This is a genomic window from Staphylothermus marinus F1 (assembly GCF_000015945.1).
Lineage (GTDB): Archaea > Thermoproteota > Thermoprotei_A > Sulfolobales > Desulfurococcaceae > Staphylothermus > Staphylothermus marinus.
The window spans coordinates 1,422,929-1,437,499 of the sequence record NC_009033.1; the positions used below are offsets into that span (position 1 = coordinate 1,422,929).

Annotated in this window: 17 protein-coding genes; 11 read left to right on the forward strand and 6 right to left on the reverse strand. The window is 35.0% G+C overall.

The annotated features are described in order from the left end of the window. Positions 1-105: 105 nt before the first annotated feature. Both SMAR_RS07540 and SMAR_RS07545 read left to right on the forward strand, forming a co-directional pair. Positions 106-429 carry an AsnC family transcriptional regulator gene (locus SMAR_RS07540; RefSeq protein ID WP_011839735.1) on the forward strand — a complete coding sequence of 108 codons (324 nt, stop codon included), beginning with the start codon at positions 106-108 and terminating at the stop codon, positions 427-429. Positions 430-465: 36 nt separating this feature from the next. Next, positions 466-981 (forward strand): hydrogenase 3 maturation endopeptidase HyCI, encoded by a 516-nt coding sequence (locus tag SMAR_RS07545; protein WP_052833870.1) that lies wholly within the window; start codon positions 466-468, stop codon positions 979-981. On the opposite strand, the gene SMAR_RS07550 is transcribed toward SMAR_RS07545, so the two are convergent. Both SMAR_RS07550 and speD read right to left on the reverse strand, forming a co-directional pair. Beyond that, positions 962-2,071: an NAD(P)/FAD-dependent oxidoreductase gene (locus SMAR_RS07550; RefSeq protein ID WP_011839737.1), complete on the reverse strand. Its 1,110-nt coding sequence runs from the start codon at positions 2,069-2,071 to the stop codon at positions 962-964. The genes SMAR_RS07545 and SMAR_RS07550 overlap by 20 nt on opposite strands. 3 nt (positions 2,072-2,074) lie before the next feature. Further along, complete coding sequence (gene speD / locus SMAR_RS07555) at positions 2,075-2,467, reverse strand: adenosylmethionine decarboxylase (protein ID WP_011839738.1); 393 nt, start codon at positions 2,465-2,467, stop codon at positions 2,075-2,077. A gap of 254 nt (positions 2,468-2,721) precedes the next feature. Here speD and SMAR_RS07560 point away from each other — a divergent pair, with 254 nt between their 5' ends. Beyond that, the gene (locus tag SMAR_RS07560; RefSeq protein ID WP_011839739.1) at positions 2,722-4,122 is read left to right on the forward strand and encodes a phosphopentomutase/phosphoglucosamine mutase; all 1,401 of its coding nucleotides are present in this window, start codon (positions 2,722-2,724) and stop codon (positions 4,120-4,122) included. Here the strand turns inward: SMAR_RS07560 and SMAR_RS07565 are convergent, their stop codons facing one another. Further along, positions 4,123-4,305, reverse strand: coding sequence for a hypothetical protein (locus SMAR_RS07565; RefSeq protein ID WP_011839740.1), 183 nt, complete (start codon positions 4,303-4,305; stop codon positions 4,123-4,125). Between the two features lie 27 nt (positions 4,306-4,332). Further along, complete coding sequence (locus SMAR_RS07570) at positions 4,333-5,880, reverse strand: amidohydrolase (RefSeq protein WP_011839741.1); 1,548 nt, start codon at positions 5,878-5,880, stop codon at positions 4,333-4,335. 75 nt (positions 5,881-5,955) lie between these two features. Between SMAR_RS07570 and SMAR_RS07575 the strand changes: the two genes are divergently transcribed. From SMAR_RS07575 to SMAR_RS08660, 4 genes are all read left to right on the forward strand, one after another. Beyond that, the gene (locus SMAR_RS07575; protein ID WP_011839742.1) at positions 5,956-6,516 is read left to right on the forward strand and encodes a hypothetical protein; all 561 of its coding nucleotides are present in this window, start codon (positions 5,956-5,958) and stop codon (positions 6,514-6,516) included. Between the two features lie 111 nt (positions 6,517-6,627). Further along, positions 6,628-7,185 (forward strand): CBS domain-containing protein, encoded by a 558-nt coding sequence (locus SMAR_RS07580; protein ID WP_244372390.1) that lies wholly within the window; start codon positions 6,628-6,630, stop codon positions 7,183-7,185. A gap of 182 nt (positions 7,186-7,367) precedes the next feature. Continuing rightward, positions 7,368-8,270 carry a hypothetical protein gene (locus SMAR_RS08655; protein ID WP_244372393.1) on the forward strand — a complete coding sequence of 301 codons (903 nt, stop codon included), beginning with the start codon at positions 7,368-7,370 and terminating at the stop codon, positions 8,268-8,270. Then, positions 8,239-8,898 (forward strand): hypothetical protein, encoded by a 660-nt coding sequence (locus SMAR_RS08660; protein ID WP_244372395.1) that lies wholly within the window; start codon positions 8,239-8,241, stop codon positions 8,896-8,898. The genes SMAR_RS08655 and SMAR_RS08660 overlap by 32 nt, the downstream gene beginning before the upstream one ends. Before the next feature lie 7 nt (positions 8,899-8,905). Here the strand turns inward: SMAR_RS08660 and SMAR_RS07590 are convergent, their stop codons facing one another. Beyond that, on the reverse strand, positions 8,906-9,706 hold the full coding sequence (locus SMAR_RS07590) for a molybdopterin-guanine dinucleotide biosynthesis protein MobB (RefSeq protein WP_244372529.1): 801 nt from the start codon (positions 9,704-9,706) through the stop codon (positions 8,906-8,908). Between the two features lie 114 nt (positions 9,707-9,820). On the opposite strand from SMAR_RS07590, the gene SMAR_RS07595 reads away from it, so the two are divergent. From SMAR_RS07595 to SMAR_RS07605, 3 genes are read left to right on the forward strand one after another with little or no spacing between them, the layout of a single operon-like run. Then, on the forward strand, positions 9,821-11,197 hold the full coding sequence (locus SMAR_RS07595; protein WP_011839745.1) for an NAD(P)/FAD-dependent oxidoreductase: 1,377 nt from the start codon (positions 9,821-9,823) through the stop codon (positions 11,195-11,197). Next, entirely contained in the window at positions 11,191-11,730 is a 540-nt protein-coding gene (locus tag SMAR_RS07600) for a DUF429 domain-containing protein (RefSeq protein WP_011839746.1), read from the forward strand. The genes SMAR_RS07595 and SMAR_RS07600 overlap by 7 nt, the downstream gene beginning before the upstream one ends. A gap of 21 nt (positions 11,731-11,751) precedes the next feature. After that, positions 11,752-12,960, forward strand: coding sequence for a hypothetical protein (locus tag SMAR_RS07605; protein WP_011839747.1), 1,209 nt, complete (start codon positions 11,752-11,754; stop codon positions 12,958-12,960). Here the strand turns inward: SMAR_RS07605 and SMAR_RS07610 are convergent. Further along, entirely contained in the window at positions 12,911-13,897 is a 987-nt protein-coding gene (locus tag SMAR_RS07610) for a DHH family phosphoesterase (protein WP_148676783.1), read from the reverse strand. The two genes, SMAR_RS07605 and SMAR_RS07610, sit on opposite strands and share 50 nt — an antisense overlap. 189 nt (positions 13,898-14,086) lie before the next feature. Between SMAR_RS07610 and SMAR_RS07615 the strand changes: the two genes are divergently transcribed. After that, positions 14,087-14,548, forward strand: a complete 462-nt coding sequence (locus SMAR_RS07615; RefSeq protein WP_011839749.1) for a hypothetical protein — start codon at positions 14,087-14,089, stop codon at positions 14,546-14,548. The last annotated feature ends 23 nt before the right edge of the window (positions 14,549-14,571 follow it).

Consider the following 14,571-nt stretch of genomic DNA (forward strand, 5'->3'; position numbering starts at 1 on the left):
TGGTTCATCAACTCTTTCTTCAAAAACTAATCTTTATAACGAGATTATGGACATTATAGATATTATTATAGAGAAACAGTCAAGTGAAATATTGAGGTAAGAAATATGAAAGAAATAATAGCATTTTTAAGAGTAGAAGCTGGCAAAGAAAAAGAAGTATTAGAAAAACTATCAAGTCTCAACGAAGTGAGAGATGTATGTATAGTTTTTGGCGAATATGATATCATAGCACATTTTAGAGTAGATATAGAAGAAGATTTACTCCCGCAAGCAACAATTATTAAAGCACATAAAATAATATCGGAGAAGCTACACAATATAGAGGGGATTGTTGACATAGTATTTTTACCAGTAAGTGAGTCACTTATAAAAAAGAGAGGGCCTGTTCAAGTAGAAATACCTGTTCCAATAAGTAATCCAGTCGACTAGTCTCTTTCCTTAATATTTTATTTTATGGTTACAAAAATGATCATGTCAACGCTTGATCAGATAAAAGTTTTTCTCGAAAAAATTATGTGTAAAGATAAAACTGTTATTGCATGTGTTGGTAGCCCGCTGAGATCAGACGATCGTTTAGGTTTATTAATTTATGATAAAATAAAAGATCTAGCTAATAATAACATATCTATTATAGAGTGTGAATATGGATTAGAGAATTGTTTTACAGAAATAGTTGCAGAAAACCCAGCGACCTTATTAATCATAGATGCTGTCTATAATGAATCATTAAATCCTGGGACAACGGTTTTAACAAGTATAGAAAATATAAGAGAAAAAATATCTCTAGCAACCACACATACAATACCGTTAAGAATGATATTAGAACTAATTATGAAGAAAACCAACATAAAGAATACTTACATACTAGGCATAAGAGCTAAAAACCTCGATATAGGTATGCATGTTTCTCCAGAAATTAAAAAAGTAGTAGAGGATTTCGCTAAAATACTTAAAGAAATAATTACTTCTTGCGGAAAGTAATTATTTCTGAAAACAATAGTGGAGAAACAATTAAAGTCTTAAATAAAAGTCTCATATGCTTATCATAATCAATCTCGCTAAGTAAGCCTACTTCATGAATTTTTGAAACAATAACAGATGGTATCCAATACCCTATTGTTCTTGATAATTTGGACAAATAGTATTCTAGGACGAAATCTCTTCTAATAAAGCTATAGTAGTTGCTGAGTTCTTTAATATTATCTTCATCAACGGATTTTCCGAGAACAGGAGCATAAATAGATATACCATGCAATCCTCCTCCAGTATATGTTTTAGTTAATGGTATAGAGTCCCCGACAAAGAATATTTTATTCTTGAACCCCGGCTTACTAAGGGGTTTATCGAAAGGGATTAATCCACCAAATGTTTTAATAGTCGATCCAGCACTAACCCCCACCTTACTAATTATTTTATAGAATATCTTTTCAGGATCAACCATATGCTTTGTTGTTCCATAACCTATCAATGCTATATCGTAGTCTAGAGGAACAAACCACTTGAAAAACTTTGGTGTATAATTATTGTATAATACATGGAAAACATGTGGATCAACATTACTTGTTCTAATAAGTCTCTGCACACCATATATGTAGTTCTTTATTTTCCCAAAATATCTTAGTCTAAATACACTGCTTGCTCCATCACTAGCTATTATTTTGTCCACAAGAAATGATCTATCTCCAGCCCTGAAACCCCCCAGTTTCACTCCAGGCTTCACACGAACACCAAAATATACAACATGCCCCAAACCATATACCTTATCCAATAACTTCTCCTCTAGAAGGGGGCGCTTGATATGATAAGCTATGGGTTTCCTAAAATACAGCTTGAATACGCCCATTGGAGTATGAAAAAATATACTGTAAAAAACATTATCTATAATTTTCCATCCGAGAATCTTTGTAAAAAAACTCGCTGTTTCAACACCGATTAACCCTGTGCAGTGTTCTGGCACACCTACTTGTTTATGTTCTTCAAAAATATAGGCATCGTTGTTGCGAATGAATAAGCTTGTTAAGAGCCCTGCTGGTCCTGCACCTATTACTGCTATTCTACCATATTGGATCATCTACTATACCCATTCATAGCTTCTATCACTTGTTTTAAGCGTATATTTCTTAGCTCTTAAACTTTTCACTATATAAAGATAAGCAGACACAGGATCACCTGTTTCTCCACAAGTATACACATCTACCGTTGCGAAACCATATTCTGGCCATGTATGTATTGATATATGGCTCTCCAAAACTATCCCCACAACGCTAACACCTGGACTAATACGCCACGCTTTAACATCCAGTAATGTAAATCCCCCTATTTCTGAAGCTTTTCTAACTATTTCTACAAGTTTTTCAGCATCACTTAGAATCTCCGGATCACAGCCGTATAGTTCGCCGTATACGTGTTTGCCGATGACTGGCTTCTCAGTGTTTTCTTTTAATAACATTTCTCTCTCCATAAGCATATTCATCACCTCCACATATAGTTTCCCCGGGGGATAATAAAAATATTCCCCCCTCTCCCCAACAATATTTTTCTAAAGAAGTTCTCCCCCGGGGATAAAGAGTTGTATGAAGCTAATAATTAAATAATACCACTAATATGTCACGGTCTCTTTCAACATATTGAACTAACTAAATAAAACATTTTTATCATTAATATTATCTATGCAAGCACTAATCAGTACTGAATCCTGCTAAGTATTAGAAGGTGACACATATGAAGTTGTTTGGAACAGCAGGCATAAGAAAAAAATACCCCGACAACCTCGATCCTATACTAGCTTATAAGCTTGGTTTGGCAGTGGCAGGAATTCGTGGTTGGAGAAGAGCATATATAGTTTATGATTCCCGAACTACTAATCATTTATTCACTTATAGTATAGCTTCAGGTCTTATGGCTGGAGGAATTGATACATTCATTATAGGCTTAGCTCCAACACCCATAGCTGGATATGCGGCTATGAAGTATGGCTCACTAGGAATATCTGTTACGGCAAGCCATAATCCTCCAGAATATAATGGGTTTAAATTCTATGACGATGAAGGATATGAGTTTACAAGGGAGCTAGAAGCAGTTGTTGAGAAGAGAATAGATGAAAAAATAGAACCTGTTAATTGGAGCAATGTTGGACGAATAAGTTATCGGCCGGAGATAGTAGAGGAGTATATTCATGATATGATACAGAAAATTAATATAGAGAAAAAAAGTTGGAACCCATATATAGTTGTTGACCTAGCCAATGGAGCAGCATATAATGTAACTCCTAGAATTATACGATTACTTGGAGGTAAACCATTAACAATAAACGCTAACCCAGACGGATTCTTTCCCGTAAGACCGCCTGAACCACGTAAAGATGCTTTAGAAAAATATCTTGACCTATATAGATCAGTTAACCCACCACTAATACTAGCTCACGATGGCGACGCTGATCGGCTAGCTGTCCTAGACCCGTATAAAGGGTTTATTAGACAAGATAGAATAATAGCATTCTACGCTTATCTATTATTACAAGATAGAAAAGGAAAAGTAATTGTTTCAATCGATACAGGAAGAGTAGTCGATGAAATAGTAGAGAGAATGAATGGACAAATAGAAAGATATATTCTAGGCAAGACTCATGAAAGAGTAAAACAACTCGGCAAAAACAATATTGTATTAGCAGCTGAGCCCTGGAAACTAATTGATCCAAAATGGGGTCCATGGGTTGATGGCATATGGCAAGTTGCATTACTCACTAAAGAAGTAATAGAGAGAGGTAAACCATTACTGAAAGTACTTGATGAAGAAAAAATACCTGATTACCCATGGGATAGGAGAAGCTATAAGATAAAACCTGTAGAGAAAAGAGAGGTTATCTATGAGGAACTAGTCGAGGAGCTCAAAACGCTTCTCGGAGAACCATTAAATGTATTAACAATAGATGGTTATAGATATGAATACAAAGATTACTCGTGGATACTTATACGTAAAAGCGGGACAGAACCAAAGATAAGAGTCTATATGGAAGCCTTAACAAGGACTAGACTAGAAGAAATGATTAACAAGTTTGAAGACAAGTTAATAGAGATAATTAAAAAACACGGTGCCAGAATAGTTGAGAAAACAATAGGATAACTACTTTAGTAAACCTTTTTTCTTCAACAACGAGCTAACTTTTACTCTATCAACTAAATCCTCATCTCTAAGTGTATTGAGAAACCTCCTAGCTTCGTCACGTATGCCTGGATCTAAATCTTTAAGTATTTGTTCAATGATCTTCCTACGATCAATAGTTTTTCCGGGTTTGAAAAGAGACAAGGCATTCCTCCCCGAATATATTTTGTGTTAAAGGGGTTTTATTTTTAGACTCAGTATTTCTTTTGGATCATTTATTACTAGTGGGTTTTTATTCATTAGTATTGGGTCAGCGTAGCATCCTTCATATAGGCATCCAAGTTTATCATCGTTTAAAGCGTAAGCTGATCCACGTGTATAAGCATATAGTGCTTCTATTAGTTCTATTTTTTCATTAGCAGTAATTATTCCATGGGATAATCCCTCGTTTATTCCTCTCGTAACTGCTGCATAAATTGTTTCTCTAGGATCAATTGGTTCGACGGGGGAATCTGTTGATAATGCTATAAATGTTTTTTCACTAAGAGATTTGAATCTATAAGCCCATTTTACACGTTCATACCCTATTCTATCAATTAACCATTTATCAGATAATACGAATCTTGGTTGGATAACGATTACAGGTTTTACTTCATTTATGATCCTCAATTGATCATCTCTAACAAGTGATGCATGCTCTACTCTATGCCTCAAAAACTGGGTATCCCTACTGATTTTAAGGAGAATATGCAATACATGGTCTAAACATGCATCACCTATGCAGTGAACGGCTAATTGTAATCCCAGATTGTTTGCTCTATACATTATTTTTTCTAATTGTTCAGGATCACATAGTAAAAGCCCCCTATTAGATCGATCATCACTATATGGTTGGGAGAGATAAGCAGTTCGAGTCCCTAATGCTCCATCTAATATAATTTTTACACCATTAATTCTCAGTCTTCGACCATGATTTCTAGAAATTAATGCTTCTCGAGCAACTTTATCTATTTCCTCTAATTTATGGATAAACATGTATACATATATATGTATGGGTATTTTATCGGCTTTATCTAGTTTCTTCAATGCTTCTAGGCATTTCCAGTTACAACCAGCAACTCCTATTGCTACAACACCTTTTTCTCGAACATAACTAATGCTTTCTTCTAATAAATTCATATATGTTTGGGGAGATAGATTATCTATTATATAATTGTAGAGAATTGTAACTGCATCTTCGAATATCCAGCCGTTTCTTATATCAATTTTATTCCTCACGGTATCTCCAGATATTTTTAATAATATATCTAGAGCAACACTGTTAACTATGCCCATATGTCCTGATTTATGAATTACAAATACTGGTTCGTCTTTGAAGATAGAATCTAAATCTTTGAGGGTTGGTGGTTTCTTTTCGTCCATGAATAAATTATGGTCGAAACCCCTACCAATAATCCATTCTCCAAGCTTTTTCCCAACAGCCAGTTTCTCCAATAATTCTTTTCGTGTGGAGATTTTTTCAAGATTATTTGTTGATAACAGTATTCCTAGGCTATCAATATGCATGTGTGCATCGATGAATCCAGGAGCGACAACTCCACTATAATATTCTGGCTCAACACCGATCTCTCTAGCTATTTTCTTTATTGTTTCCTTATCCCTACACAGTACTATTTGATCACTTGCTATAAAGACTGCTCCGCATTTTTTGAAAGGCTTATACGAAGTTATAACGCCTTTTTCAGGTATAATAGCTCTATAACTATATATATCATGCAATGTACATACACCAGATACATATATATCAAATAATTATTAGTCTTATTAGCAGAATATATTCTTGGGCGATGATTCTTGGAGAAATACATTGTCTTCCATAATAATAAGGTGGTTGGACAATATACTAGGTTCATAGATGCTTTCAAAACCGTTATCGAGATTGGCGGGGGAGAAATTTATCGCGGAGAACTCGTAATGAAGCTTTCACCAAGTGAGATCGCTGAATTGAAAGATTTTATATCATGGATACCTGTTGAGCCTGTCGAAGCACCTGTTGCTAGTAAGAGGAAGGTTGCAATAGTTCTTGACCAAATGTTTAAAGGCTTCTATACGGAGGTGCTTGCAAGAGAATTTAAAGACTACGAAATACATGAAATAGTTGGTAAAGGAGTTGATAAGCCCATAAGGAGTGGTAACATAGTTAGAGAACCGGCTGAGAACGATTTAGATATAGTTAAGCTTATACAGTCCCTAATAGATAAAAGCTACAAAGTATACTTTTTCACTGGAGATAAGAAATTATATATGCATACCTCAACTATTCCCGGAGTCAAATCTTACTACATGCCTCCAAGCGAGTATCCCAGCAAAGAAAAACTAGTTCTAGAAATGATCAAATATGTTAGGGAGGGATGATGAACTCTTTTATGAGGAATCGCTAGGTAATCTATTTTTTTCCCGAGTAATATAATAGAATATTTTGAGGAATAAGTTCCTGGTTAACATATAAAGTATATGAGTTGGTTTATGGTGGAAAAGTTAAAAGAAACAAGAAAAACGAGAAGAAGAGATATTATCGATACCGAATTAATTTCTGAAATTTTAGATATGAAGATAAATGATTTTATAAAAAAATACCGTCCTCCCCCAACTATATATATTACTGTTAAGAAGGGTACAAAACTCTATAATGTATTGAAAGCGATTGCAACAGGACATCCCGTAATGATTATTGTAGTAGATGAAGACAGGAAGCCTATAGGTTATTTAACAGATTACCATATTCTATCCAGTTTCGCACGTAGATCACGTCCTAGAAGCATCCTAGCATCCTTTTCTATCTCCCAGATCAGTATACCGATAGAAAAATCGCTCGATATACCCGTAGAAGATTTAATGGATAAACGTCCACCGTTAATTAGTTTAGATAATAAAGTAAAAGATTTGATAAGGACTATTAGGAGCTTAGGTGTCCCTGCCGTAATAATTGTTGATAAAAACAATATTATTAGAGGAGTAATTGATAGGAGATTCCTCGTTAAAACTCTCTTGAACAACTTGTTAGGAGAACCTACAATGTTCTAGTCGGATATATTGTTTTATTAAGCAATTACATAATATTCTTGATACATAAAAACAGTTTTGTACGGGAAAACTATTTTCATATTCGTTCTAAAGAAAAAAGGTAAAAAATAAATAAAAGATGCTGTTTAAATAATATGTTGCCTCCCGCTAAGGTGGGGCAAAAACTGTTAGAGGTTATTGATATGGACGAACATATCACGTCTAGACATTTTACTGCTGAATCTATTGATGTAGATATTGGTAGATCAATCGTTATAATAAATGCACAAGATGCACAGGAGCTTGGTTTAGGCCCTTCTTCAAAGGTTAAGTTGACGAAGGGTGATCGAAGCAGAAGCGCAGCAGTAGCAATAACTAAGACCATGGTTCCCAGAGGCAAAATACTAGTATCTAAAGATATCGCGTGGGCACTTAAGCTATCCGATGGAGAATTAATAGGTTTAAGACCCTATCCTGTTCCACCAAGCTTTATGGCTCTACAAAAAAGGCTTCATGGCGAGCGTATCAGCCAAGATGAAATGTACCGGTTGATAAGAGACATTGTTGATGGAGCATATGGTGAAGCAGAAATTGCAGCTTTTCTCACAAGCCAAATATACTATGAGCTTAGCGAGGACGAGTTACATTCTCTTATTAGAGCTATGGTTGAAACTGGTAGTAAAATAGAGTTTGAAGACACAGTATATGATGAACACAGTATAGGTGGTGTGCCAGGTAATAGTAAAGTAGCATTAATAGCTGTACCCACAGTAGCTGCTGGCGGACTACTTATTCCAAAAACAAGTAGTAGAGCTATAACAAGCCCGGCAGGAACAGCTGATACAATGGAGGTTCTAGCACGAGTTGATTTCGCAGCTGACGAAATAAAAGAGATAGCTAGAAAAGTACGAGCAACACTGGCTTGGGGCGGCAAATTAAATCTTGCACCCGCAGATGATATATTTGTGGGAATAGAGAGAAAACTAAGCATTGATCCATGGCATCAAATGGTGGCAAGCATTCTAGCGAAGAAAGCAGCTATGGGTGTAGATAATCTCGTCATAGACATACCTGTTGGGAGAAAAGCTAAAGTTAAAAAAAGTTGATGAAGCCGATCAATTAGCTGGAATATTCATTAGGCAAGCAGCAAGACTAGGTATGAGGATCAGAGTAGCCTTAACATTTGGTGGACAACCAATAGGTGCAACAGCAGGACCAGCTCTCGAAGCTAAGGAGGCATTAGAGACAATGATTAATAGGAAGGGGAAGAAGAGCCTTGTCGATAAAGCATTATCCATTGCTGGACTAGTATTCGAGCTCAGTGGAAAAGTACCTCCGGGTAGAGGGGTAGAGGTTGCTCGAGACATATTTCTAAGCGGTAAAACATATGAGAAATTCAAGGAGGTCGTTGAGGCTCAAGAAGGTGATCCAAACATTAAACCAGAAGATATCCCCCTAGGTAAACATACATATACAATAGAGTCTCCAATAGAGGGGGCAGTAACATATATTGATAACGCAGCAATAACAACTATTGCGAGAGCAGCGGGTGCACCATTTGATAAAGGTGCGGGAGTATATCTGCATGCAAAGATTGGTTATAGAGTAAACAAGGGTGATCCGTTACTAACTATTTATAGTAGTAGTTCTGCTAGGCTAAGAGAAGCAATAAACTTAGCATCTAGGTATTCTCCACTAATAGTTGAAGGAATGCTCTTAAAAATATTGCCTTAAACTCTTTTTACTCCATTATAAACTCTATTTTTATCCTTTTAGGTTTCTCTGTTGTTTCAACAATACTACCTATGAATCCCTCTAACAAGCTAGCCGCTATTCTAGCAATTTTAGGATCTAGCTCTACAATTTTGCCATCAACATATATTCTAAGTGGAAATGCAAACGGGCATTCATAAGGCATTATAATACCGTGAAGTATTTTCTCAGCAATCTCCGTCCACGAGCCAGCACCACAAGTATCTGGTGATCCCTTAAACTTTGAAGCAATCAATCTTAGAGCATCCTTGTATATCTCACCAGCCAAATGCTCTGTTTCATCTATTAGGAGAGCATTGAAACCTATACTCTTAGATTTCTCGACCAGTTCATAATCATTACTTACAATATACCATAGACCCTTCTCAACTTTTATTAAAGAATTAATCTGCGATGGATCTGTTACTATTGCTATTGCTTTACCAACATTTGATCCCAGGAATCCCTCAGCTAATACTAGTGGATGATACTTCATTGCATAGATGATTTCCTTCAATCCCGTAAAGGGTTCCCTATATATTAATGTAAGCTCAGGACTGGAAACAAATACCGTTTGTGCACCGGCAAGCTTATATCTTCCAGGATCACTTAGTTCATCAAGTATTTTCTCATGTGTTTGCTTAACAACAGCTAATTTAACACCTCTACGTGATAATTCGGATACAAGCTCTGTTCCCAAACTTGTTTTTCCAACACCTGAAGCCAACGCTACAATTCTATAAACAGGAGTTAAACCAACTATTTCCTCAATACTGGGCAAAGCATACACCATACAAGGTATTAATTTTTTCATAAATAATATATACATAGAAGTTTAAAAGGATAAAACAACAATTATCCTATTCAATGCTGAGAAAACTTGAGCATTGGGGGGTATAGAGGTTTGAAATATGATGTTATAGTTGTTGGTGCGGGAGTAGCTGGTTTAAATGCTGCATTCGTACTAGCATCTAAGGGGTTCAATGTTGCAATTATTGAGAGTAAACCTAGGAGTAGGATTGGAGATAAAACATGTGGGGATGCTATAGGTGTTCACCACTTCAAAGAGCTAGGTTGGTATCCTCCCGAGGAAACAATAGATCATAGGTATAAAGGTGTGAAAATCTATAGTCCCAGCGAAAAATACAGTATTATTGTTTCAGGCGAGGGGGTTAGTGTTAATAGGTTAAAGTTCGGGCAATGGCTACTGAAAAGAGCAGAAGATAATGGAGCTGTTCTCTTAGATAAACATGTATTACTAGGAGTTAAATTCAATGATAACGGTATACAATCTATTAAGGTAAAAGAGCTGGGCAAACCAGGGCTTAAAGAACTAGTAGCTGATGCATTCATAGATACTAGTGGAGCCAAGCCAGCGCTTAGATCTAAGCTTCCACTAGAATGGCCTATTTCTGAAAGACCATACATGACTGATTATAATATTGCTTACCGCGAAGTATTGGAGATAAATGAACCTGTTAATGACGAAGATGTAGATTATGCAGTAATCTATCTAAACACAATCATTGCCCCAGGAGGTTATTGGTGGTTTTTCCCAAAGAATCCAAGCGGTAAAATAGTTAATGTTGGATTAGGAGTGGTATGGGGTGTCGACGACTATAATCCGAGACACAACTACAATAAATATTTGAAGCCCAGATTCAAGGGAAAACTCCTCCACGCAGGCGGGGGAATGGTGCCAACACGTAGACCTCTACCAACACTTGTATGGAGAAACGTTGGCGTAGCAGGTGATGCAGCATACACTGTTAACCCAGTACACGGCGGAGGAATAGGCTCGTCTCTACAAGCATCGGCTATTGTCGCAAAATATATTGGAGACGCGTTGGAGAAGGGAATAGTTGATGAAACAACTACATGGCAAGCTAATAAGGAATATATGCAGGCATATGGTGCTAAACAAGCTGCTCTAGACATATTAAGAATGTATCTCCAAAAACTAAGCAATGAAGAATTCGAATGGATAATGAAGAATAAAATAGTAGATGGCAAATCAATATATGATCTAGGAACACATGCTAGGTTAATAGAAGAAGTAGTTCATGGAATATCAAGCATGTTAAGACTACTATCTAAGCCAACACTGCTAAACCAGTTAAGAATTGTTAGAAACTACATGAATAAAGTCAAAGAACTATATCTCGATAAGTATCCTGAAACACCAGAAAAACTATATGAATGGATGGAGGTTGTCGAGAAAACCTATAATGAATATAGAGCCCAAATAAAATATGATCCAGGACAGAAAGTGAAATGGTAATCTTTGCAGGATTAGACCCTGCTGGAACAGAGAAGAGACCTACCGGTTTAGCAATAATTAAAAACAATATTTTCATTTTTATTGGAAAACTATATCGAGACAACGAGATAATAGACAAGATCCTATTCTATAAACCAGTTGTTTTAGCAATAGACTCGCCATTATCATATTCTAAGGGGTACCGGGAAGTAGACTTATTAATGAAGAAACTTGGATACAAAGTATTACCTCCAGGATGGCGAAGTATGCAAATACTAATCCATAGAAGTCTCCGCATCAAATCTATACTTGAAAAACGAGGTGTTAAAGTAATAGAAACACATCCACTAAGCGCTTTAAAATCTAGTGGATGCAAAACTCTAGATGAACTCTTAGCTAAGCTAAATATTAAGCTAGAAACCAAGAATCTAAGCAAAGATGAAAAAGACGCTGTAATAGCTAGTTTGGTTGCAAAATTCTATTATGAAAATAAATCATATATGGTTAAAGCTAAAGATGGTATAATTCATTTATTACCTAAAATATGTAGTTAATCATATGCGGAAGTGATAGTGATGCATGAAGCTCTTATAGCATCAATATTGATAATATTAATGCTTCCCTTAACAATAGCTAGTCTAACAGGTTCAACAACAGTATTAATTAGAGCTAATGGAACCTTCTCTATGAGCTCCGAAATAATTTATAGAATTAATTCAACTATGAATTCCAAACTTGAAGGATCATTTATAAATGGAGAAATGATCAGCATAAATATTTCTCAATCAACTATGCAAAAGGAAAATATTAATGTAAGCTTCGAAATGTTCAGGAAAAATACAATATTTTATGGAAATCTAACTGAAAACTATAGAGGAGCTGATAAATCATTTTATAATAGAGAAACCTTTTACACGATAAAACTAATCAACAATAACAAGATGAATATTTCCTACTTAACCATTAATGTTACATCAAATAATAAGAAAATAATTCTTCACTGGAACATCACACTATTATCAATAGCACTGCTAACACATAATGAGAGTATAACAACAAGGTATAAATACTCGAACAACTTATATAAGTTGAAGATTACAATTAGAAATGGAATAGTAAATTTAAATAACGAAGCCAAAAAATTATTTACTCAAATATTATTCACTAGATACAATTATACTCTTATATGGAACATTCTTCCCCGTGTCAACAAGATAAAAACAATAATCAATACTGTGGATAAGAGAATGAATATGCAGTTATACTATTCTATTAATGGCTTAGATCTTCCTACTAATAAATCTAAGTATGTTCTACCAATTATAATTCAAATAAGAAACAATACACTCAGCATAATCAATATTCCTATTGGTTTAATCAACTACGTACTGTTTACACGTGCATCATGGAATTCTACATGCATAAATGGATTGATTAGAAGCAATATATATGCTGAAGGTATTGGTTTAAAAACACAGGGTTTTGATAAAATACACTCAATAATATATTCAGCAACCCGATCAATAGGATCAATATCAAATACCACCATAGTTGGTTCAAACATATATTTCAACATTAATGGTAATATAACAAATAAATTCATACTAACTCCAAAAATGAATATTTCAACAATAAATATTGTTTATAACACAAATACTGGAAAAACCACGTCGGCTAGAGAAGGCGAACAAGTAACTTGGTTAATTATAATTGGTTCTGTGATAACAATTATGATTATCCTATACGTTCTATACCGATATCGCGTATTTTCTCGACGAGCTTAAGCATTATGTATTCTTGAATTGCATTGTTTGAGAAAAATGATTTCAACCTAATAATTAATGGTATTTTGATCTTGAACCCTGCTGCCCTAGAATGCCCGCCTCCCCCAAAGGCTAGTGCTAGATTCCTAATATTTATGTTTCTGCTTCTAAGACTAACTTTTCCATCTTTCGAAACAACAGCTACAATATCAGCGTTTGTCCTACCCATAGTATAGGACGCTGTAAAACTGTTTTCAATGCTTTTATTTTGTAGAACTACTGCTATTCTTATATCATTTATTTCTCTGGTTAGAATTGTATCATCAACCATTTTATAACCATATAGTTCTTTTTCAAATCTCTCAACAACCTTAGCTGTGAATTCTTCATCCCATAAGACTCCTCTACTAATTTTCTCTAATACTTTGAGACGCCACTCTGGATCATCATGCCTCCTTATGAGGCGGAGATACCATGGCCCCCTCCAATGATCAAATCTCCACAGATCTCCTGCACATACTCCTCTCACAAGTTCCGATACAAAATCCTCGTCTACATTGTTTCCATATTGTCTAGCATATTTTGCAACTACTCCTACTGCACATGTTGATCTATCTATATATATTTTAACACCTAGCTCCTTCAATTTATTAATCCAATCTTCATCCCACACATGGTGATCAAACCATTCTATATCGATGTTTTTGCCGCGAAGAATCCTTATATACTCTATGATCTTGTCCATAGTGTTCTTATTCATACCTAAATCCATTAACGCAATATTTTTTACTGCATAATCTGATCCAACAATTTTCTTCAACGTTTTATATAGAAGGTATGGTTCGGTGAAATAGATTTTTTCCGGTGGTTTATTATGTAAGTATATGTAGAGAGCGGCCGATCCAACACCATCCATATCAGTATGTGTTACTATAATGTAATTATCGTTTACACTCATCTTATCAACCATAATGTTTTCTTGAATCTCTGAATCTATTCTATAAGGGGATAATAAAGATTTGTTATAAAATATTTAACAATATTTCTTTTTTATGCAATTGTATAGGGGAGTAAATATTAATAGGGGATACTATCGCAGTAATTAATAAATAGGTAAAACATCAGGTAAAAGTAGGGCGTCGAACCATTGTTTAGAAGAATGAGGAAAAGGAAATACAGTGATATAACGTCAGTAAGTAGTAGGTTTGAAGCAGAGAAGCTGTTACGTGATCTAAGCAATAAAGAAAAATCTATACTATATATATTGACAAGCAAAATAGATGATAAGAAGAAAGAGCTAATCAATAATTATTATAAATTTACTGGTAATAAGCCTCAAGTTGTTGAATTGGAAAATTACAAAGGAAAAACACCGGTAATACTAGCAGAAAGACTTGATAAAGTTGCGAAAACAGTAGAGAAAGATAATAAGGATCTAATTGTATTTGTTGACATAGATGATCTAGGAGCTAAAGACAATACTCAAAAATACTTAGTTGTACGAACAATTATCGAAGCACTAGATAAACATCCTCATATAAAGAAAGCGGTATTTTTCACTCAAAGAAAAGATGTTAAAGATTTAATTGATTATTTCAATACAGAGTAATTTAAAGCAATTACTCTTTCATA

What these genes read in the sequence shown, in the direction of transcription:
- SMAR_RS07540 (WP_011839735.1), top strand. Translation starts at nt 106, where the DNA reads ATGAAAGAAATAATAGCATTTTTAAGAGTAGAAGCTGGCAAAGAAAAA.
- SMAR_RS07545 (WP_052833870.1), top strand. Translation starts at nt 466, where the DNA reads ATGATCATGTCAACGCTTGATCAGATAAAAGTTTTTCTCGAAAAAATT.
- SMAR_RS07550 (WP_011839737.1), bottom strand. Translation starts at nt 2,071, where the DNA reads ATGATCCAATATGGTAGAATAGCAGTAATAGGTGCAGGACCAGCAGGG.
- speD (WP_011839738.1), bottom strand. Translation starts at nt 2,467, where the DNA reads ATGCTTATGGAGAGAGAAATGTTATTAAAAGAAAACACTGAGAAGCCA.
- SMAR_RS07560 (WP_011839739.1), top strand. Translation starts at nt 2,722, where the DNA reads ATGAAGTTGTTTGGAACAGCAGGCATAAGAAAAAAATACCCCGACAAC.
- SMAR_RS07580 (WP_244372390.1), top strand. Translation starts at nt 6,628, where the DNA reads ATGGTGGAAAAGTTAAAAGAAACAAGAAAAACGAGAAGAAGAGATATT.
- SMAR_RS08655 (WP_244372393.1), top strand. Translation starts at nt 7,368, where the DNA reads ATGGACGAACATATCACGTCTAGACATTTTACTGCTGAATCTATTGAT.
- SMAR_RS07600 (WP_011839746.1), top strand. Translation starts at nt 11,191, where the DNA reads ATGGTAATCTTTGCAGGATTAGACCCTGCTGGAACAGAGAAGAGACCT.
- SMAR_RS07605 (WP_011839747.1), top strand. Translation starts at nt 11,752, where the DNA reads ATGCATGAAGCTCTTATAGCATCAATATTGATAATATTAATGCTTCCC.
- SMAR_RS07610 (WP_148676783.1), bottom strand. Translation starts at nt 13,897, where the DNA reads ATGAGTGTAAACGATAATTACATTATAGTAACACATACTGATATGGAT.